Here is a 17,965-nt window from a genome sequence, read left to right on the forward strand (position 1 = left end):
ACAAAATACTTGTTTCAACACCTCTTGGCCTTTCTTTCTTTCTCTCGTATAATAAGAAAGAAAGAACAAGAAAGGAAGCGTAGCTGATGCTAACATTCGACAACCAAAATATCGAATTCAAACAAGAATACGTCCCTGACATCCGCAAAGAGGTGATGGGATTTGCAAATGCAGATGGCGGTACCGTTTATGTCGGTATCCGTAAAGATGGAGTGGTTCTGGGTGTTTCTGATCCAGATGGTGTGATGCTTCAAATCGTGAATTCTTTAAAGGACTCCCTGGCACCGGACATCATGCCGTTTGTCAGTGTCACTACGATTGAATTAGAAGAAAAAACAGTCATCGAAATTGATGTAACAACCGGAACAAATCGGCCGTACTATCTACGTGAAAAAGGGTTAAAGCCGAGTGGCGTTTATGTAAGAAAAGGAAGCTCTACACAGCCAATGACCGAAGAAGGCATTCGAGAGATGATTCTTCAAAACAGCGGCAGATCCTTTGAACAGTGTAGAAGTATGAATCAAGAACTGACTTTTCACACCCTCCAAACCGAGATACAGAGAAGATCCATCGAAATCGGAGCATCCCAAATGCGGACACTCAAACTGATTGGTGAGGATGGTTTGTATACGAATCTTGCATTGCTGCTATCAGACCAGTGCGAAACCACAACAAAAGTCGCGCTATTTCAAGGGAAGGATAAGGAGCTATTCCGTGACAGAAAGGAATTTAAGGGCTCCATTTTGAAGCAACTTGAAGATGTCTATCAATTTATAGATTTGGTCAATAAAACAAAAGCCACCTTTACCGGTCTGGATCGAACCGACAGAAGAGATTATCCAGAGGATGCAATCAGAGAATCTTTATTGAACAGCATGGTTCACCGTGATTACTCCTTCAGCGGAAGCAATCTGATCAATGTCTATGAGGATAGAATCGAATTTGTCTCTCTTGGAGGTCTTGTATCCGGTCTGGAACTGGAATCCATTTTCTTAGGTGTTTCACAATCGAGAAATCCGAACCTTGCGGCTGTTTTCTACCGAATGAGATTGATTGAAAGTTATGGCACAGGAATTGGAAAAATTGAACGTGCATATAAGACTTGCCCATCCCAACCAGAGTTTGAAACGGCAAAAGGTGTTTTCCGCGTAACACTTCCCAATAGGAATGAGCAGCCGGAAATGGATGTCCGGGTATCTGATAAAGCGGACAAAGATGTATCACTAAATGAACAGAAGTCACTCATTCTTCAATATGCACGGGGAAACGGCAGTGTTACAAGAAAAGAAGTCGAGGATTTGATTAGCGCAGGAACAACAAAGGCTTTCCGGTTGCTTAAAGAACTTTGCGAAGATGGCAAACTTGAGCAAAAAGGAAGCGGCAAGTTGAGCACCTATGTTGCCAAATAAAATCATTGCACAAAGGAATACCCCGGCAATGAAATCAGCTTCATAAGTTTAGTCAAAAAACAAAAGGTCTGAATTCTGTGCTGTGCACAGGACTCTGGTCTCTCCTACATTTTGTGTAAAGTCCAGACAGCTATAAAACAAGAGCAATTTTAATATGAGGCGGCAGACGGCGAAACCGGCTGTCGCCTTAACAACAACATAACGCCGGCAAGGGGGAATGTCAAGGGCGGCGAAGCCATTTATTTTACAAATTATTTTTGGGGGTTGCGTCGCCCGCTGTTTTCCGAGCCACGCACTTCCTCATGGTAAAAGTAATCCACAATGACCGGGTGCCCAGGCTCTGCCCGGCCGTAGGGCAGCTCGTTGTCCACGAAGGGACAGTTGTTTTCTTTCGCCAGCCGTTCCGCTTGATCCTCCAAACCACGAAAGTAGCTTCTGTCTCCCTTGTTGTAGATAGCGTCGTACAGCGGAACCAAGTCAGGATATTTTTTACGAATATAGTCCATGATGTCTTTTTTGAATCCGCCTCGCAGATTTAGATTTTCCAACCATATCAGGTCGCATTGATTTCTGACCTGATGGAAGATAGCCTCAAAATCCGTGATGCCCGGAAAGACAGGGGCAATAAAGCAGACGGTGCGAATGCCCGCATCATAGATCTGCTTCATGGCATCCAGCCGTCGCTTGATGCTGACGGCATCGTCCATATCATTTTTAAAGCCTTCGTCCAATGTATTGATCGACCAGGAGACCGTGACCTTTCCCAATTTTTTCAGAAGGTCAATGTCACGGATTACCAAGTCTGACTTGGTACAGATGAGAATTTCTGCCTCACTGCCCCGGAGCTGTTCAAGAAGCTTACGGGTGTTCTGAAACTGAGCCTCCTGGGGCAGATAGCCATCGGTCACTGAACCGATGACTACGCGCTGCCCTTTGTATTTTTGCGGATTTTTGATTGCCGGCCAATGTTTCACATCCAGGAATGTCCCCCACGGTTCGGTGTGCCCGGTAAATCGCTTCATAAACGAGGCGTAGCAGTATTTGCAGCCATGGGTACAGCCCACATAAGGATTGACGGAATAGCCTCCCACCGGCAGGGCGGATTTTGTCATAATATTTTTGGTTTCTACATCTTGAATCAGAATGCTGCTCTCTTTTACTTCCGCCATGTCTTCTGTTCCTCCAATACCCAGTAAAAAACCGGGGGAAATTCTTGTACCATCTGTGCCTCTCCCATGATAGGAAGCAGATCTTCCTTCATAAATACAGGGATGCCAAGCGCATAACTCCCACCGCCTGCAAATAGGCATAGATGATTATGGTCCCCACAAACCTCATGCCCCGCACGCCTCCCGGAGCGCAGGCAGCAGCTCATCCAGCCGCCCGTCCAGTCCGAAGGACTTCTCTTTGATATTGTCCGCAATGTAGATCTCCCCCAGATTGATGGTCACATAAGTGGCGTTTGGCTCACCGGCCACCAGGCGCATCATCGGAGCCTTGATCAGCTGATTGCGCCAGCCAATGCCCAGCTCCAGAACCACCAGTTTCTTTCCGTGGTAGGTTTTCAGAAAGTTTTGGAACCGTGCCTGGGCAGAGGTATCCGGAATCATTCTCTGTCCCGCGCCCATGTGGATGTCCATGGGACCTCCGCACTTGGGACAACGCGGCACCAACTCTGTGGGCACATGGGCGCCCTGTTCAGCAGCCGATAATTTTTCGGCCACCTCTAAACTTGAATAGAGGGTGTCGTGGCAGGGGCGGGCACACTGCATCGTAAACCAGTTGCCCTCGATCTCATAGATTTTCGTCGGATCGAAGCCACACAGTTCAAAGTGACCTTCTCCGTTTGACGTGACGACAAAGTAATCTTTCTCTCCCACAATGGCCTTCAAATCGTTCATCACCGGCGTAGGCTGGTACTGCCCACAGTAATGATGGACGAGCCGGGCCCAGAAGGCCCATTTTTCCTCCTCGCTGGGCCATCCGGCCATCATGCCCTGCAAAATGCACCCAAGGCCGTACTTCCGTTTAAAATCCCCAAACAGTCTTTCAAAGGCCGCATTGTCCGCAAACAAATGCAGTCCTTCGGTGATGGACAGGCCGTTACTGGCCCCGATCAGGATAGCGTCCGCTTCTCTGAATTTTTCCGCAATAGGGTTCCAATCAATCATATTCGTTCGCTCCTTTTCTATTTTATGGTTGCTGCGATGGATCGCTCCTGCCGGAGGACGGCTAGAGTTTCCGACAAATCTCCTTGCAGATACAGGCTGCGTCCCCTCAGATGCTCTGGCCTATGAGCTGCCTCTTGATTAAGACATGCATAAAAGACGTTTTCGTTTTTGGCAGTAAGTTCCCAGAAGGGTAGTTTGATGATACTAGGTGTCATCTCACCCACACCAAGTTCCAACAGCAGAATATTCTTTCCCGTCTGCTCTAGCAGCCAGCGCCGGAGGAAAGCATGGTAGCGGTGCAGACTATCCTGCCAGAAGGTTCCCTCCAGAAAGGTATCATCTCGTACCCAGGGCACCAGCACCCGCCCGCAATCCGGGCAACGAGGAACAGCCTCCTCCGGCAGGCGAACACCTGCCAAGCAACCAGTCAGCTCCTTCACCAGCTCTCGGTTTTCCCAAATATCATCCCGGCAGGGCTGACTGCATTGGCAGTAACTAAAGTCTCCCTGAAAGGCGCAAATTTGTTTCTGGGGAAATACCCGAAAAAACTGCTGATCCACATTGGTGGTCAGAACAAAAGCAGGTTTGTCCGCAATAAGCGCTTGCAGGTCCAGATAGGGCTGCCCAGTAGGGGCTTCCCACAGGAAGCGGATATATTGACTGTAATATCCCCACTGCTCTCCATAGCTGGAAAAGCAATGGTAGAATCCAGCCAGCGGAGAGGTAAAGCCATACTGTTTGCGAAAGGGAGCCAATGCCTCCGAAAGTGCCGGGGACCAATGGTAGTGGTCGTATCCAGCCGCGCTTGACAGGCCGGAGCCGCCTCCGATCACAACAGCATCTGCTTGATCAATACGCTCGGCAAGTTCCTGAAGCACCGCTTGGTTTCCAACCCTCATTGATTGTTATCTCCGCTGTCCATGGTATCCCGTGCATCCCGTAGCACTTGAGCAATGTCGGCCACAATGGTCATGCCCTTGTCCTCCAACTGCTTGGGCAGGAAGTCATACTTGTTGTTGATAGCAATATATCGAGCATGGGGAAAGCTAAGGGTCAGGTTCCAGAAAGGTTCTTGGATAAACATGGGAGTCATTCGGCCAACGCCCAACTCCAGGAACAGAATTTTGCTGTCTTTGTGTTCCAGTACGTAGCGAGAAATTTTTTTCGTACTGTTCTTCATATTTCTTTCCTTGCAGGAAATTCCCATATCCTCGCACCCAGGGGAATGCCTCACCGCCGCAGTGAGGGCACCGGGGAATGAGATCCGTAGGAATCTTCGTGCCATCCCCCATAGCGGCTACCATATCAGCCACCGGCTTTACAGCATCCCAAGTGTCATCGGTACAACAGGCGGCACACTGGAAGAAACGGTGATCCCCCTGGATCTCTGCCACCTTCTCCTCCGGGTAGAGTTTGACAAACTGGGTATCCTGGTTCGTGGTGAGGATGAAGAAGTCCTTGCCTTTCAGCAAAGCGTCTAAATCCAAATAGGAATGACGCACAGGTGCGGTCTGGGTGGTGTGAAGGAAGGTTGCAAGATACCCCCAATACTCTTCCCTTGTCTTCCAGGGGTGCATCATCCCTGCAAAAGCACCTTTGAAGTGGTACTTCTCGGCAAAAGGGCGGAAATATTTGCGGTAGGAGTCGTTGTCCTCGTAGTAGAAATCTCCGCCACCGGCAGCGGACAGGCCGGAGGCCCCGCCCACTACCACACAGTCAGCTTCCTTTACCTCCTGTACCAAACAATGGATCTGTTCGCTATACGGCAGCGGCTTTTTGTCAGTTAGCTGATAAGGCGTACTGCCGGAAGCATAGATAGGATAGTGCCTGGAATAATTCATCTGGGTCTGCATGACCAAATCATCATAGAAGTTCATTTTCACCATTCCTTTTGATTGGGTGTTATTTTTATTTTTACTTCAAAACATTTTAGCATCCTCTTGCGTCACTGTCAATATGTTGTTATAATAAAAATAACATCAAAACAAAAAAGGAGATCAGGCCATGAAATATTCTACCCGCCTTAGCGATGCTGTTCATATTCTGGCTTTTATCGCTCTGTACCCAGACTGCGACCTGACCAGTAACAAGCTGGCAGAGAGCATTCAGACGAATCCTGCCTATGTACGCCAGCTCATGTCCGCCCTGCGGAAGGGAGGACTGCTGGTCAGCGTGAAGGGACATCCCCGACCTGCTCTGGCTCGTGAGCCGGAGAAAATCACTCTGCTGGATGCCTATCGGGCAGTAGAGGGCAACAAGCCCCTGCTCCATCAGGACATCCACACCAATCCTGCCTGTGGCGTGGGTGTAAATATCCAACTGGTGCTGCGGGATTTTTACTTGGACATTCAAAAAACAGCGGAACAAAGAATGCAAGAAATCACGCTGAAAGATGTGCTGGAACAATATCACAAGAAATTAGAAGGGATGCTCTTGCAGCGTTCTTTCAAACCGTAGCTGATATTTTCAAGCAGCTGGGGGATGGCAGCCGTATTCGCATTTTGGGGTTGCTTTGCCACTGTGAGGAATGTGTTATCAATCTTTCAGCCATGGTAGATATGAGCGGTCCTGCAGTTTCTCACCATCTCAAGCAGTTGAAATCAGCAGGTCTGATCGTTAGCCGCCGGGACGGAAAAGAGGTCTATTATAAAGCGGCTGATACCGAGCAGGCCCGAAATTTTCATCACATGATTGAGTCGCTTGTAAAAATCGCCTGTCCGTCGCAAGTAGAAAAACAAAAAGGAACGCCATGAAAAAAGAAGAATCCAAAGTTATCGCTCAAAAACTTCAAAAGATTCCAAACGGCACCCTCGCCTTGAAGCATTGCCGGGCTGGTGGAACGGGTAGCACACTCTTTGGAGAACAGTTTCGAGCGGTTACCGCTGGAAAAGGGTGCATGGAGGCATATGAAGCTTTTCCTGGAATAGAGGTATCCTTCAATGTTTTTCTTGCTTCAGAGGTCAAGTTTCGGCATGATGCTTCGGATTCTGTTTTAGAAATTTACTATTGTCGCAGTGGCCGCGTGGGTTGGAATATGCAAAGCGGTACTGCCGTCTATTTAGGTACAGGTGATGTGACTGCACACAGTATAGCCTGCTGCGCGGATTCCGCCATGATGTTTCCCCTAGGATATTCAGAGGGAATTTCCATTTCTGTGGATCTGACACAGCTCTCTTCCATTTACCCGGAAGTTTTAAAGAATGCCGGTGTGGAGGCAGACCAGTTACGGGATCGATTTTGCTCTGGAAAGCCATCCGCAATCCCGACCTGTTCCGATTTAGAGCATATTTTTGCTCCACTCTTTTCTGCTCCTGCGTCCGTTCGAATTTCCCTCTTGAAATTGAAGGTGCTGGAAATTTTGATTTATTTGAGCAACATGAAAGTACAGTTTACAAGGGACTACACAGAGTAGGTATCTGACGGGAGGGGTTCCGCCCGTCAGATTTTCCATGTGATGTTCAAGCTGTCGCTTGTAGCGGCTATGGTGGTAATCATTAAATCCACCACCCGCCGCTTGTCGTCAAAGGATACATTCTCCCAAGTGTCGAGGTAGCCGGAAATCTGACTGACTTGTTCCGGGCTAATGGCTTCCACCGTCAGTTCCGCTATCCTCGCCAGAAGTTCCTGCTTGCGTCCGTCCAGTTCCGCTATCTTCACATTCACATAGGAGAGCAGCACATTGTTTGCGCCCGTCAGACTGTCCACCAGCTTTTCAATCTCGCCGTCCACATGGGCAAGCTCCACTTGCAGGGCGGCAATTTTAGGGTTTGCCTTTGCCGCTTTCTTTCTGCCTGTCAGCGTCTTGTAGCTTGCCAGTTTCTTTACCATCTGCTGATAAACAACCGTTTCCAGTTCCGAAGTGATGATTTTCCCGCACCCGGCACAGCTTTTATTGTCCAGCCGTTTTGTGCAGCGGAGATATTGCTTCCTCACAGGATTGTTAATGCTCATAAGGGCATACCCGCAGTTCCCGCACTTGATTTTTCCCGCCAGCCATGTGTGGGTGGCTTTCCGGGCAGACTGGATTTTCATGTTGTTCATCAGCTTCTTACGACAGGTCAGCCAGATGTCGGAGGGGACAATGCCCTCATGGGGAGCCAGTACCAGCATTTGGCCTTTCAAGTCGTTCTTCTTGCTGGGCTTCACATCCCGCCCTTGATACAGATAGCAGCTGTTCATGCCAGTAAAATCGGCAGCGTCATTGACAATGACCGTCCCTTGACTTTTGAAAAATTCGTACACATCAAGGTCTGCCTGCACATAGACAGGATTGCGTAACATCTGCGCCAGCGTGGGGCGTATCAGCTCTTTGCCATGGAACAAAATCCCCTGTTCCGCAAAGTACCGGGTAATGTCCCCGTAGGAGGTTGTGGGCTGGGCATACATCTCAAACATCAGCCGGATATTTGCTGCTTCGTCCGGGTTTACCACCAGCTTCTTTGTGTTGATACCGTCCATCTTAATCGGCTCTGTATGGAAGCCGTAAGGGGCTTTCCCGCCCATCTTGAAGCCCCGCTGACTGCGGGAGTAGTAAGCGTCCGTCACCCGCTTCTGTATCGTTTCCCGTTCAAGCTGGGCGAACACGATACAGATATTCAGCATAGCCCGCCCCATCGGGGTGGAGGTGTCAAACTTCTCCGTAGAGGACACAAACTCCACTTCGTACTTTTGGAAGAAGTCCATCATCTTCGCAAAGTCGAGAATGGAACGGCTGATGCGGTCGAGCTTGTAAACCACCACTTTCCGCACAAGGCCGCTTTCAATATCCCGCATAAGCTGTTGGAATTGTGGACGCTCCGTATTTTTCCCGGAATACCCTTTGTCCTTGTACTCTTTGCAGTTCCCGCCTTTCAATTCGTATTTGCAAAACTCAATCTGGCTTTCAATGGAAATGCTGTCCTTTTTGTCTACCGATTGTCTTGCATAGATTGCGTCTATTCGATTGTTCATATTGTCGCTCCTTTTCTTAAAAAAGAAACGGAGCTGCTGACACCTTTATTATACCGCCAGCAGCCCCGCAAATCAATGATGGCTTCGGAAAACCTTATGCCCCGGCTTCCTCACTCTGCCGTTTGTCGGCATACTTGCGGAATACCTCATAAAGCTGCTGTTCCAGCTCCCGGCGTTTTGCCGCTTCCTGCTCCGGCGTGAACACCGGGGAGAGATTTTCCAGCGTGATTTCCTTTCCTTGAAAAGTCACGACTTCGGTTTCTTTCTTGTATCTGATATGCTCCATAGTACCTCCGTATTTAATTTTCAAAGTGCAGTGCCGCCATGCTGCGGCGTGAAATGTTTTCTGTCATCAATCACCTCTCCTTTGTGTGCTGCTGCTGCCGTTTCAGTTCTGCCAGCACCTCCGGCGGGATACGGTCTACCAGCCGCTGAATGTCTTTCAGCTCGCTTTCCAGCTTTGCCCGTTCCATCGTATCTTTCATCTTGCCTTTTTCACTGGCTTTTGCTCTGGCTTCCAACTGTTCATTTTCTGCTAAAAGGTCGTTTATTGTGACCTTGTATTTTTTGAGCTGACCGGAGAAATTCTCCATCTGCGGAAACCACTTTTTCAGCAGGGAGAGGGCTTCCTCTTTCTTCTTTCCGGCGTTGAACGGGGTAATACCGTCCAGCGTGGCTTCAATGGCTCTTGCCTGTTTGGAGAGATTGACCGCCTGCTTGAACAAACGGGTGGGGATATGCTTCCTGCCTGTCTTGCTGGCACTTTCCCCACGCTCCAAGTCGGGATATTTCTCCACCATGTAGGCGTGAAAATCGTCCTGCCATTTTGTGAGGCTGGCTCTGTTCCCAATAATCTCCTTTGCACACAGGCGGTTGTCCTCTGTCAGCGGGACAAAGACCAAATGCAGGTGGGGCGTTTTCTCGTCCATGTGTACCACCGCCGACACGATATTTTCTTTCCCTACCCGCCCGATTAAGAAATCAGCCGCCCTCTGGAAAAACGCCTGTATCTCCTTTGGGGATTTTTTCTTGAAAAACTCCGGGCTGGCGGTTATCAGCGTATCGACAAAGCGTGTGCTATCCTTGCGGGTGCGGCATCCGGCTTGTTCAATGCGGCTCTGAATGAAATGGTAATAGCGGCTCTCCGGCTTGACGATATGGAAATTGTACTTGCTCCGGCTGGTGTCAATGTCGGGGTTGCTGGCATATTGCTCTTTCTGCCGTTCGTGATGGGCTTCCAGCGGTCTTGCCGGATTGCCCTTGTGCTTTTCAAATCGCAAAATTGCGTGTTGTGCCATTCTGCTCCTTTCCCAATCCCTTTCCTATCCGGGGTTTTCCACAGGGAAAATCTCACAGGAATTAGCTCGGATAGGATTGGACTGGATAGAATATAAATCAATCTTTTTATCTTTGTATTTCTATATACCGTCCGGTTTTCGTACTTCAAGAGGATTGATTATCGTACTTGTGGAGTGCGGTTTTCAGTCCGACCGCGTTCCATAACCGGATTTCTTGAAGTCGGTGTTTGGAACCGCTTCGTAGGATTTTGGGTAAATGCGGTTGGGTTTTCCACAGCCCTGCTTCTGGATCTCCACCAGTCCCGCATACTGCAATTCCCGTAGGGTATTGACCGCCTTCTGCCGCCCGCAGTGGAGCAGCTCCACTACCTCGTTGATGGGATAGTAGAGGTAAATGCGCCCATATTCATCTGCCCAGCCGTTTTTCCGGGACAGGTCTGTCCGGCGCAGGACAAAGGCATACAGTACCTTTGCTTCGTTGGACAAGGGCGTGAATGTGGGGGCTTCAAAAAGGAAATTAGGAAGCCGGGTAAAGCTGACCGCCTTTTCCGGCTGATGGATATAAATGGTGTTTGTCATATCGTGTTTGTGGACGGTTAGAAGCCTGTTTCCGGGGGCAGACGGTAGTTTCTATTGCCTGCCCCTGTTCTGTGCTTGCAAAGCCTTGAAAATCAAGGACTTTTCAGCCCCTAACTGTCCACACAAGACCTCCTTTTCCGTTCACTTTCTGTTTTCTGCCGCCTGTGAACTCTGGCGGCACAGTCGGGACAGTATTTCGCCCGGTTGGACTTGGGGACGAACACTCTGCCGCAGACCGCACAGCGTTTTAGCTCCTTATCCCGGAAAATCTCTGCTTCCAGCGTCCTGTCCAGCGGCAAAACCGCCCAGCGGAACCACTTACAGCAGACTGAGAAAGAAACCGTCTGCGGGCAGGTGCAGGTGTCCCCATCGTCAAGGAGCATACAGTTCCCGTCCTCATAGTTGCAGCACTCCCGGCGGATCAGGGCGTTTGCCTGCTTCCTCTGTGCCGGGGTCATGCGGCAGAGGGTACCGTCCGGCTTGCGCTCCAACGGTGGTAGGCGTTTATATGGATTATCTTTCATGCGTCCCTCCGTTTTTCACTTTTGCCGTTCTCCCCGAAAAGGCTTCCTGCCCCATTCCTGCGGCGTGTTCCGGCGTTGGCACGCTCCCCACAGCTTCGGGACAAGTTGTCCCGAAGTGACTTCTGGACAAAGTGTCCAGAAGTTGGCTCCTTGCGGTGCTTCCCCTGCCGGGGTATTCCTTTTCGGACGGTCATTCGGTTTTCAAGGTGCGGCTCATCGATGAACTACCCTAAGTCTACACCTAAAAGACCGCCCGTCCCGTATATCCATAAGGTCGGAAATCAGCCTGGAAAACAGCCTATTTCCACGCTCTCGGAATTGTGGTAGAATGATAAATAACGAAGAATTGCGGAGGTTAGGAGTATGATATACGGAGCAATCAATGAAAAAGGCGAGCGTTGGTATACGCAGATGGGAAGGGTTTTTGACGCAATTAGGAACAAACAAACAGAATATAACTGGCTGATTACAGATATTGACTGCGTACCTCAAAAAATTGAAGAACTTTGTGATGGCAAAGATTATTGCTGGATTACAGGAGAAGAACTAAGCAGAATTGTTGAGGAAGATGATTGGCAATGGGTGTGGGCCGTTCTTTCCGGTTTTAATAAGAACATTACTTTAGCAGAAGTCATGCAATATCCAAAACCATATGCAGATGGCTATGAAGGTTTTTGGAGAAACCCTCTTTCAATACAACACCCATTAGCTACTATTGAGATTGTGCCGTGGGATAGTTCCCTAACTTTGTTTTTCAGTAAGAAGGAAGATTTAGTCAATGATTTTTTTGAGGTTTTTCCCTTTTAGTGAAGACCTTGCGATCTACAATTCACGACAATAACTATTTATAGGCCGGTAATAAATATGATTTAGCAGACAAGGAGGTATTGCATGGAACTATCCATACAAGAACGATTGAAAGACCTGCGTGTGGCGCGTGGGCTGACGCTGGAACAGCTTGCGGAGGAAATCAATCTCTCCAAGTCTGCGTTGGGCAGTTATGAGGGGGACAAACTCAAAGACATCAGTCACTATGCCATTATCAAGCTGGCGAAGTTTTACGGCGTGACCGCCGATTATCTGCTGGGGCTGTCCCAAACAAAAAATCACCCAAACGCCGATCTTGCAGACCTGCGTTTGAGTAATGATATGATTGAACTATTGAAAAGCGGGCGGGTGGATAATTCCCTCTTGTGTGAGCTGGCGGCGCACCCGGACTTCCCCCGGCTCATGGCTGACCTTGAAATCTATGTGAACGGTGTGGCGGTGAAGCAGGTGCAGGCCGCAAACGCCATAGTGGATACCATGAGCGCAACGATTATGAAGCGGTACAATCCCGGCCTGACCGACCCGCAGCTACGGCAGCTTGTCACCGCCCATATTGACGATGACAGCTTTTGCCGCTATGTGATACAGCAGGACATAAACAAGATAGCCTTCGACCTGCGGGAAATACATAAGGATGATTTTTTCAGCGTCCCGGAGGATAACCCACTGGAAGATTTTTTGCAGACCGCCGAGGAAACCGCCAAAGAGGGCAGCGACCCGGAACAGGTAGCTTTGGCATTTATCTGCAAGCGGCTCAAATTGAATTTGAAGAAGCTGTCCGAAGAAGAAAAGAAGTGGCTGAAAAAGATTGCACAGAAGTCGGACTTGCTGAAAAATCCAAACCCACAGCGGGGGAGGAAATAAGAGAGCGATAAATAAGAAATCTGAAAGGAGTTATCAATATGAGTTATGATTTGATGGTTTTTGAGAGAACAAAGCCATTGTGGATAAAACTGCGGAAACTCAAGAGGCTTTGGGTCTTGTCAACCCCCATGAATCATGCTAAAATAGGCGGGTATTTAAATACCGTGCGGACAGGAACCGCAATGTGCTGAAGACTGTTCTGGAGGATGCCAAGGGCAGCCGACTGGAGGGCATCAGCTTCGGCGATGTGAAAGCCGATCTGCATTATACAGAAAGCAAAGATACCGTCTGCCTGCTTTACTACCCGGAAATCAACGAATTCCAGGGGCGGAGAACCGTGCAGGCGGTCATTGAAAGCTGGAGATAGGAAAAATACAAAAAAAAGACATAAGAGGAGAGAATGTTATGACAGCAAACAGAAGGTAACAGCCCGTTATGCGGAGATTGCCCGGTTTCTGGGCCTGCATTTTAACGAGGAATTCTGTGTGGCTTATGGAGAAAAAGACGGATTTACATTGCGCGTCAGCGGTCTTGATACTGGCAGGGGTATCGAGTACGGTATGGTCTGCATATCAGTCGGTGTGGCTGAGAACGGCGTGAAGTTTGAACCGGATAAACAGTTCCGCAAGGAACATAAGGGTATCATGGGCGTGGTGCAGGAGAAGCATACGGTCCGGATGACCCTGAAGCGGTATACCAGGGTAGAGAAGATCAAAGACATCCTGCAGGAGTCCCTTCCGGCATTTCTGAATATGCTGAGAATGGAAGGCTTCACCAATGGATGCGAGCTCTGCGGCGAAATGAAGGAGACCGGCGCAGCTTACGTGGCAGGCAATGCGATCTGTCTCTGTGATGAGTGTTACGACAAGGCAACCCAGAATGCGGCGGCTTACACTGCCAACGAGAAGAATAAGAAGGAAAACCTGGTGGGTGGCGTCGTAGGCGCTCTCATAGGCTCCCTGCTCGGCGCAGCCAGCATCATTCTGCTGAGCCAGCTGGGCTATGTGGCGGCTATTTCCGGCGTCATCATGGCAGTCTGCGCCCTGAAGGGCTATGAGCTGCTGGGCGGCAAGCTGACGAAAAAGGGCATCATCATCAGCGTCGTGATAATGATCGTCATGACCTACGTGGGCGACCGTGTGGACTGGGCCATCATGATTGCCAGAGAACTGGAGACCGACGTCTTCTACGGCTACCGCCTGGTACCGCTCCTGCTTTCCGAGGAAGTCATCGACATGACCAGCTACGTGCTGGGTCTGGTACTGCTATATGCCTTTCTGCTGGTGGGAGCTATCCCGACTATATCCAACGCCATGCGCAAAGACAAGGTGGCAGGAACCATCTGTAAACTGTAAAAAGAAAGACGAGAACGGCCCGGGCTGCGAACCATGCAGCCGGGCCGTTTTGCAACAGTCGGAGTTAATGTCCGGAAACCCCGCCATCCTCGCCCCTCCCCTTGAGTTTCCGCAAAATGTAATTTAAAAATAAATAACTTCTTCTAAAGCACCAATCTGCCAGCTTTTAATGAATCAAAAACGGCAGTATTCCAGATTAGAGGCACTTTAATAAGCCCCGTCGTGAACCGGACTTTAGAAGACTTATTCTTTTATCTATTTAAGCGACCAGCTTAAGGCAGATCTGACGGTATGCCGGACGTTTTGTCCGAAACCAGAGCCGGACGCCTTCTTTTGCATACGATAGTATGCCACGGATGCCTTTTGCCAGTCGGTAATAGCAGAAATATACCTTTCTCTTTACAGGATCTGCTGATTTTATAATTGAAACCTTTACTGCACTTGTTTCGGATTCCATTGAAATCATTGCCAGAAATGCCATACATAAGGTGATATAAAAATTAAGTGCATTGATTGCACGAAGCTTCCGTACACGGAAGTTTTCAAATTGAAACATCTGCTTTATGGAAATGAAAGAAAAATTCCCGCCCATGAATGGGGAATATGCACCAAATGACGATGCTCTTGATGACGATGAAAATTTGGAGTTGCATATGGTTGATTACAGTATTGGATATAATGTAATTTACGCTGTGTTTTCTTGGTCGGTAGCAGACGAGGCGTATGAACTTATGCGTAGTTTAGCTCAAAAACACAAGGTTGGATTTTTTGATGTGAGTGGAGATGATGGCGATATTATTTTGCCAGATGGGATTATGATAAAATAATATGATACATACCTATTCCCATTCTCACTTACCGGGAAAATAGCAAAGCCAGCCGAGCCAGTCAACGGTCAAGATGAACGGCGTATTTCATGCGCCGCCGTTGACAGTCCTGCCCGACTTTGCTAATGGGCAATCAATGCGGGAAAGCCCTAAAACGGCTTCCCGCCCATTTCAAAATTTAGAAAAATTTGGTTATGGAGGGAGTTGCAATATGTGACTACTGTCATAATATTCAGGAATGGAAGAAATTTAACGCACCGAAAGATTATCTGGCGTGTATCGAATACATCCAACAGCTTGTGACAAATGGCGGTTTTGAACTGCTTGAGGAAGAATCCACTTGCCCGTTGAATCAGGTAGAGACCGAAGATGGATGGGCGGATGAAATTATGGTTCACATGGTACGGTGCAAACACTGTGGACAAGTCTTTACCTGTGTTGTCAACACTTATCGTGGTAGTGGTTCTTTCAAAAAGGGTAAAGGTTGACAAGTACGCTTGCTTATCAAAATGGTTCGGGACATTTTGTCCCGTAGTCCGGCGTGGGACGAGGGACGGGGGCTTTCATATCCGCCCTGTCTGCTGATGAAACCAGTCCTGCGCTTGCAGCTCCACGCCACGCAATCACAGAGCCCTGTTTTCCTGCCGTTTCAAATGCCCTTGCCCTCCCCGGCGGCAACGGCATTTTCGCAGCAACGCCGACAGAGCGTATAACACACTACACTTTGCAAGCAAAGTCGTGTGCCAAAGGGAAAGCCCCTTTGGAAACCCCGGACAACAAAACAGGCTGAATATCTCGCACTTCCCCGGTGCTTGATATTCAGCCTTTATTTGTTGTCAGCAGCCCCCGTTTCGTGGTCTGCGTGTAGTTCCTTGTAAACTGACCTAAATCGGAGCATAAAGAATTGACTCAATACTTCTCCCAGCAAACCGAATTGATAAAAGAAATTCATCAACAGCTGACAGAGCACTTGGATCAACGATTTACGATTGCAGAACTTTCCAAACAGTATTTGATAAATACCTCCACTCTAAAGGAGATATTCAAGGCAGTCTACGGTCAGCCTATCGCCACCTATATGAAGGAATTTCGAGTGCGTCAGGCTATGAAATTATTACGGGAAACAAATGACACTATCGCGGATATTGCTTCCCAGGTAGGCTACCAAACCCAGGGAAAGTTTTCAAGCGCTTTTCAGTCTATCGTCAAAATGTCACTTTCCCCGGAAGCTTTGTAACATACCGATCCTCCAGCAGTTCCATCTGCTGTATCACCTGACGAGCATAACCGAGAAATTCAGCACCATCTTTTGCCAGCGTAATTCCGGTCCTACTGCGGAGAAAAATGGTGATACCAGCCTCTTTTTCCGTTTCTTTGATGGAATTGGACAGACTTGGCTGTGATATAAAAAGCAGTTTTGCCGCTTCGGTAATAGAGCCAACTTCTGCTACCTTCAAAATATATTTTAATTGTTGAACCGTCATTTCTTCATCCTTTTTATTCTTCCGACTTCCCGATTTATCTCATAGTACCATTGTCAGCGTACCTGCACCGATCAGTACAGTTCATATAATCAGCATAAACGTAAAGCTCATGCTGTTAAGCTTTCGATCTTGATTTGGCTGTGAACTCTGAGATAACAACTTTGATGACCTCTACTGTCGATGCCATCTCTTCATTGATATTGAATTCACGACCCGTCTGACTTTTCATAAAGAGCGAAAGGCCTCGTATTTTCTCCTGCACATCCTCTGTTAATTCTGCACGGCCACGCCCAATCACAGATGCAAATGATGCTCCGTATTTGCAAGCTACATCTCCGCCGGATATAAGCTCAACATCACTTTCTACCTCAATGCACACATTTGGATTACTTCTGATCAGATCCAGCTTATGCCCTTCTTTTGCGCAGTGCATGTAGAAAATCAAGATACCCTCTGTATATTCGTATCCGTAGTGAAGTGGAACGATGTAGGGATAATCAGCATCAAACAAAGCAAGATAGATAAATACCTAAAGAATCGTACACGATTCCTTTTTTCAAATTTTAAAATTATACAATCTGGAAGTTGTCACTCTGTCAGTCGATTCTCCTCGCCCCAGACACAGAGCTGATCCAGCACAGTCATCAGCGTTTTTCCTCGTTCCGAAAGCGTATATTCCACCTTCGGCGGGATCTGCGGATACTCGGTGCGGACGATCAGTTTATCCGCTTCCAGCTCCTTGAGATTCGTGCTGAGAGTTTTGTCGGAAATGGTTTTCAGATACCGTTTCAACTCATTGAATCGCACCGTCTCAAATTCCATCAGGCAGTAAAGAATGACCATCTTGTGCTTGCCGGAGATCAGCGACAACGTATAGGCAAAGCCGGTATCTTCGAAATTGGCGTTCTCAATATAGTTCTGTATCATTCACTTTCTCCTAAGATAGTACCTGTCATAATTACCAGTACTTGAATTTACAATTCGCGTGGATATAATTATAAGCAGGATGAACAGTCCTGTCAATATGATCACAAGGAGGAGTTATCATGAGAACAAAACTGAAAATTACCGAAGGCATTTTCCCCATGCCGGTTCTGATGGTTGCAACTTACAACGAGGACGGCAGCGTCAATGTCATGAACGCCGCATGGGGCACCATGCAGGAGCGGGACTCCGTTGTTCTGAACCTCACCGAGACACACAAGACCGTACAGAACATCAAGGCACGGGGAGCATTCACCGTCAGCATTGCCGATGCTGCCCACATAGTGGAAGCAGACTATTTCGGCGTAGAGTCCGGCAATAAAGTTGCCGATAAATTTGCCCGCAGTGGTCTGACCGCCAGCAAAGCAGAAACAGTAGATGCCCCTGTCATCAACGAGTTCCCGATCTGCCTGGAGTGCAGGTTCATCGAGTATCAGAACAATGCATACGGATGCGGCGTCATCGGCAAGGTGATCAATGTCACTGCCGATGAGAGCGTTATGGTGGATGGAAAAATTGATATGTCTAAGGTCAACGCCATCGCATTTGACCCCTACACCCACGGCTATTATAAAGTCACCGAGCGTGTGGGCGAAGCATTCCGAGATGGCTTAAAGCTGAAAAAGTAAGGTGCGCAGAAAATGGGCTGTCGCAAAATCATCAACAATAGATGATTAAGCGGCAGCCTCTCA

At 48.4% G+C, this 17,965-nt stretch carries 23 protein-coding genes and 2 pseudogenes; 12 read left to right on the forward strand and 13 right to left on the reverse strand.

All coding sequences use genetic code 11. From position 1 onward, the window contains the following. The first annotated feature begins 86 nt into the window (after positions 1–86). Complete coding sequence (locus RJD28_14430) at positions 87–1,409, forward strand: putative DNA binding domain-containing protein (GenBank protein ID WNV57423.1); 1,323 nt, start codon at positions 87–89, stop codon at positions 1,407–1,409. Positions 1,410–1,660: 251 nt separating this feature from the next. Here the strand turns inward: RJD28_14430 and RJD28_14435 are convergent, their stop codons facing one another. From RJD28_14435 to RJD28_14455, 5 genes and pseudogenes are all read right to left on the reverse strand, one after another. Then, positions 1,661–2,578, reverse strand: coding sequence for a radical SAM mobile pair protein B (locus RJD28_14435; protein ID WNV57424.1), 918 nt, complete (start codon positions 2,576–2,578; stop codon positions 1,661–1,663). Then, positions 2,566–2,697 (reverse strand): annotated as a pseudogene (locus RJD28_14440) (radical SAM mobile pair protein A). The gene RJD28_14435 and the pseudogene RJD28_14440 overlap by 13 nt, the downstream one beginning before the upstream one ends. 46 nt (positions 2,698–2,743) lie before the next feature. Further along, positions 2,744–3,580, reverse strand: a complete 837-nt coding sequence (locus RJD28_14445) for an NAD-dependent protein deacetylase, SIR2 family (GenBank protein WNV57425.1) — start codon at positions 3,578–3,580, stop codon at positions 2,744–2,746. 17 nt (positions 3,581–3,597) lie between these two features. Further along, positions 3,598–4,479 carry an NAD-dependent protein deacetylase, SIR2 family gene (locus tag RJD28_14450; GenBank protein ID WNV57426.1) on the reverse strand — a complete coding sequence of 294 codons (882 nt, stop codon included), beginning with the start codon at positions 4,477–4,479 and terminating at the stop codon, positions 3,598–3,600. Positions 4,480–4,626: 147 nt separating this feature from the next. Next, positions 4,627–5,457, reverse strand: coding sequence for an NAD-dependent protein deacetylase (locus tag RJD28_14455; protein ID WNV57427.1), 831 nt, complete (start codon positions 5,455–5,457; stop codon positions 4,627–4,629). Between the two features lie 127 nt (positions 5,458–5,584). Here RJD28_14455 and RJD28_14460 point away from each other — a divergent pair, with 127 nt between their 5' ends. The 3 genes from RJD28_14460 to RJD28_14470 are packed head-to-tail and all read left to right on the forward strand — an operon-like array spanning position 5,585 to position 6,992. Then, positions 5,585–6,037: an Rrf2 family transcriptional regulator gene (locus RJD28_14460; protein ID WNV57428.1), complete on the forward strand. Its 453-nt coding sequence runs from the start codon at positions 5,585–5,587 to the stop codon at positions 6,035–6,037. Next, positions 5,986–6,333: a metalloregulator ArsR/SmtB family transcription factor gene (locus RJD28_14465; protein ID WNV59638.1), complete on the forward strand. Its 348-nt coding sequence runs from the start codon at positions 5,986–5,988 to the stop codon at positions 6,331–6,333. Before RJD28_14460 ends, RJD28_14465 begins: the two co-directional genes overlap by 52 nt. After that, on the forward strand, positions 6,330–6,992 hold the full coding sequence (locus tag RJD28_14470; protein ID WNV57429.1) for a hypothetical protein: 663 nt from the start codon (positions 6,330–6,332) through the stop codon (positions 6,990–6,992). The genes RJD28_14465 and RJD28_14470 overlap by 4 nt, the downstream gene beginning before the upstream one ends. 26 nt (positions 6,993–7,018) lie before the next feature. Here the strand turns inward: RJD28_14470 and RJD28_14475 are convergent, their stop codons facing one another. From RJD28_14475 to RJD28_14495, 5 genes are all read right to left on the reverse strand, one after another. After that, positions 7,019–8,530, reverse strand: coding sequence for a recombinase family protein (locus tag RJD28_14475; GenBank protein ID WNV57430.1), 1,512 nt, complete (start codon positions 8,528–8,530; stop codon positions 7,019–7,021). 94 nt (positions 8,531–8,624) lie between these two features. Next, on the reverse strand, positions 8,625–8,816 hold the full coding sequence (locus RJD28_14480; protein WNV57431.1) for a hypothetical protein: 192 nt from the start codon (positions 8,814–8,816) through the stop codon (positions 8,625–8,627). 70 nt (positions 8,817–8,886) lie between these two features. Continuing rightward, entirely contained in the window at positions 8,887–9,828 is a 942-nt protein-coding gene (mobV, locus tag RJD28_14485; protein WNV57432.1) for a MobV family relaxase, read from the reverse strand. A gap of 183 nt (positions 9,829–10,011) precedes the next feature. Next, positions 10,012–10,407, reverse strand: a complete 396-nt coding sequence (locus RJD28_14490) for a replication initiator protein A (GenBank protein WNV57433.1) — start codon at positions 10,405–10,407, stop codon at positions 10,012–10,014. A 110-nt stretch (positions 10,408–10,517) separates the two neighbouring features. After that, positions 10,518–10,931 carry a cysteine-rich VLP domain-containing protein gene (locus tag RJD28_14495; GenBank protein WNV57434.1) on the reverse strand — a complete coding sequence of 138 codons (414 nt, stop codon included), beginning with the start codon at positions 10,929–10,931 and terminating at the stop codon, positions 10,518–10,520. A 363-nt stretch (positions 10,932–11,294) separates the two neighbouring features. Between RJD28_14495 and RJD28_14500 the strand changes: the two genes are divergently transcribed. From RJD28_14500 to RJD28_14530, 7 genes are all read left to right on the forward strand, one after another. Further along, the gene (locus RJD28_14500) at positions 11,295–11,738 is read left to right on the forward strand and encodes a hypothetical protein (GenBank protein WNV57435.1); all 444 of its coding nucleotides are present in this window, start codon (positions 11,295–11,297) and stop codon (positions 11,736–11,738) included. 84 nt (positions 11,739–11,822) lie between these two features. Next, a complete protein-coding gene (locus RJD28_14505; protein ID WNV57436.1) occupies positions 11,823–12,623 on the forward strand; it encodes a helix-turn-helix transcriptional regulator in 801 nt (266 codons plus the stop codon). A 184-nt stretch (positions 12,624–12,807) separates the two neighbouring features. Further along, a complete protein-coding gene (locus tag RJD28_14510; protein WNV57437.1) occupies positions 12,808–12,990 on the forward strand; it encodes a hypothetical protein in 183 nt (60 codons plus the stop codon). Then, positions 12,974–13,978 (forward strand): hypothetical protein, encoded by a 1,005-nt coding sequence (locus tag RJD28_14515; protein WNV57438.1) that lies wholly within the window; start codon positions 12,974–12,976, stop codon positions 13,976–13,978. Before RJD28_14510 ends, RJD28_14515 begins: the two co-directional genes overlap by 17 nt. Positions 13,979–14,541: 563 nt before the next feature. After that, positions 14,542–14,805: a hypothetical protein gene (locus RJD28_14520; GenBank protein ID WNV57439.1), complete on the forward strand. Its 264-nt coding sequence runs from the start codon at positions 14,542–14,544 to the stop codon at positions 14,803–14,805. A gap of 209 nt (positions 14,806–15,014) precedes the next feature. Continuing rightward, positions 15,015–15,293, forward strand: a complete 279-nt coding sequence (locus RJD28_14525) for a hypothetical protein (GenBank protein ID WNV59639.1) — start codon at positions 15,015–15,017, stop codon at positions 15,291–15,293. Positions 15,294–15,817: 524 nt separating this feature from the next. Continuing rightward, positions 15,818–16,042, forward strand: coding sequence for a helix-turn-helix transcriptional regulator (locus RJD28_14530; protein WNV59640.1), 225 nt, complete (start codon positions 15,818–15,820; stop codon positions 16,040–16,042). On the opposite strand, the pseudogene RJD28_14535 reads toward RJD28_14530, so the two are convergent. The 3 genes and pseudogenes from RJD28_14535 to RJD28_14545 all read right to left on the reverse strand — a co-directional run bounded on the left by RJD28_14535 (position 16,023) and on the right by RJD28_14545 (position 17,216). Then, positions 16,023–16,289: pseudogene (locus RJD28_14535) on the reverse strand (LysR family transcriptional regulator). The gene RJD28_14530 and the pseudogene RJD28_14535 overlap by 20 nt on opposite strands. A gap of 115 nt (positions 16,290–16,404) precedes the next feature. Continuing rightward, complete coding sequence (locus RJD28_14540) at positions 16,405–16,800, reverse strand: pyridoxamine 5'-phosphate oxidase family protein (protein ID WNV57440.1); 396 nt, start codon at positions 16,798–16,800, stop codon at positions 16,405–16,407. 77 nt (positions 16,801–16,877) lie between these two features. After that, entirely contained in the window at positions 16,878–17,216 is a 339-nt protein-coding gene (locus tag RJD28_14545) for a helix-turn-helix domain-containing protein (protein ID WNV57441.1), read from the reverse strand. A 119-nt stretch (positions 17,217–17,335) separates the two neighbouring features. Here RJD28_14545 and RJD28_14550 point away from each other — a divergent pair, with 119 nt between their 5' ends. Beyond that, positions 17,336–17,902, forward strand: coding sequence for a flavin reductase family protein (locus tag RJD28_14550; protein WNV57442.1), 567 nt, complete (start codon positions 17,336–17,338; stop codon positions 17,900–17,902). Positions 17,903–17,965 lie beyond the last annotated feature (63 nt).

The sequence above is a fragment of the Oscillospiraceae bacterium NTUH-002-81 genome (assembly GCA_032620915.1).
Taxonomy (GTDB): domain Bacteria; phylum Bacillota; class Clostridia; order Lachnospirales; family Lachnospiraceae; genus JAGTTR01.

Bases quoted from the DNA above. Each gene is read 5' to 3' on its own strand.
- RJD28_14475 (WNV57430.1), bottom strand. From the start codon at position 8,530: ATGAACAATCGAATAGACGCAATCTATGCAAGACAATCGGTAGACAAA.
- RJD28_14505 (WNV57436.1), top strand. From the start codon at position 11,823: ATGGAACTATCCATACAAGAACGATTGAAAGACCTGCGTGTGGCGCGT.
- RJD28_14495 (WNV57434.1), bottom strand. From the start codon at position 10,931: ATGAAAGATAATCCATATAAACGCCTACCACCGTTGGAGCGCAAGCCG.
- RJD28_14500 (WNV57435.1), top strand. From the start codon at position 11,295: ATGATATACGGAGCAATCAATGAAAAAGGCGAGCGTTGGTATACGCAG.
- RJD28_14480 (WNV57431.1), bottom strand. From the start codon at position 8,816: ATGGAGCATATCAGATACAAGAAAGAAACCGAAGTCGTGACTTTTCAA.
- RJD28_14445 (WNV57425.1), bottom strand. From the start codon at position 3,580: ATGATTGATTGGAACCCTATTGCGGAAAAATTCAGAGAAGCGGACGCT.
- RJD28_14435 (WNV57424.1), bottom strand. From the start codon at position 2,578: ATGGCGGAAGTAAAAGAGAGCAGCATTCTGATTCAAGATGTAGAAACC.
- mobV (WNV57432.1), bottom strand. From the start codon at position 9,828: ATGGCACAACACGCAATTTTGCGATTTGAAAAGCACAAGGGCAATCCG.
- RJD28_14490 (WNV57433.1), bottom strand. From the start codon at position 10,407: ATGACAAACACCATTTATATCCATCAGCCGGAAAAGGCGGTCAGCTTT.
- RJD28_14545 (WNV57441.1), bottom strand. From the start codon at position 17,216: ATGATACAGAACTATATTGAGAACGCCAATTTCGAAGATACCGGCTTT.
- RJD28_14460 (WNV57428.1), top strand. From the start codon at position 5,585: ATGAAATATTCTACCCGCCTTAGCGATGCTGTTCATATTCTGGCTTTT.
- RJD28_14450 (WNV57426.1), bottom strand. From the start codon at position 4,479: ATGAGGGTTGGAAACCAAGCGGTGCTTCAGGAACTTGCCGAGCGTATT.
- RJD28_14550 (WNV57442.1), top strand. From the start codon at position 17,336: ATGAGAACAAAACTGAAAATTACCGAAGGCATTTTCCCCATGCCGGTT.
- RJD28_14430 (WNV57423.1), top strand. From the start codon at position 87: ATGCTAACATTCGACAACCAAAATATCGAATTCAAACAAGAATACGTC.
- RJD28_14520 (WNV57439.1), top strand. From the start codon at position 14,542: ATGGAAATGAAAGAAAAATTCCCGCCCATGAATGGGGAATATGCACCA.
- RJD28_14470 (WNV57429.1), top strand. From the start codon at position 6,330: ATGAAAAAAGAAGAATCCAAAGTTATCGCTCAAAAACTTCAAAAGATT.
- RJD28_14455 (WNV57427.1), bottom strand. From the start codon at position 5,457: ATGAACTTCTATGATGATTTGGTCATGCAGACCCAGATGAATTATTCC.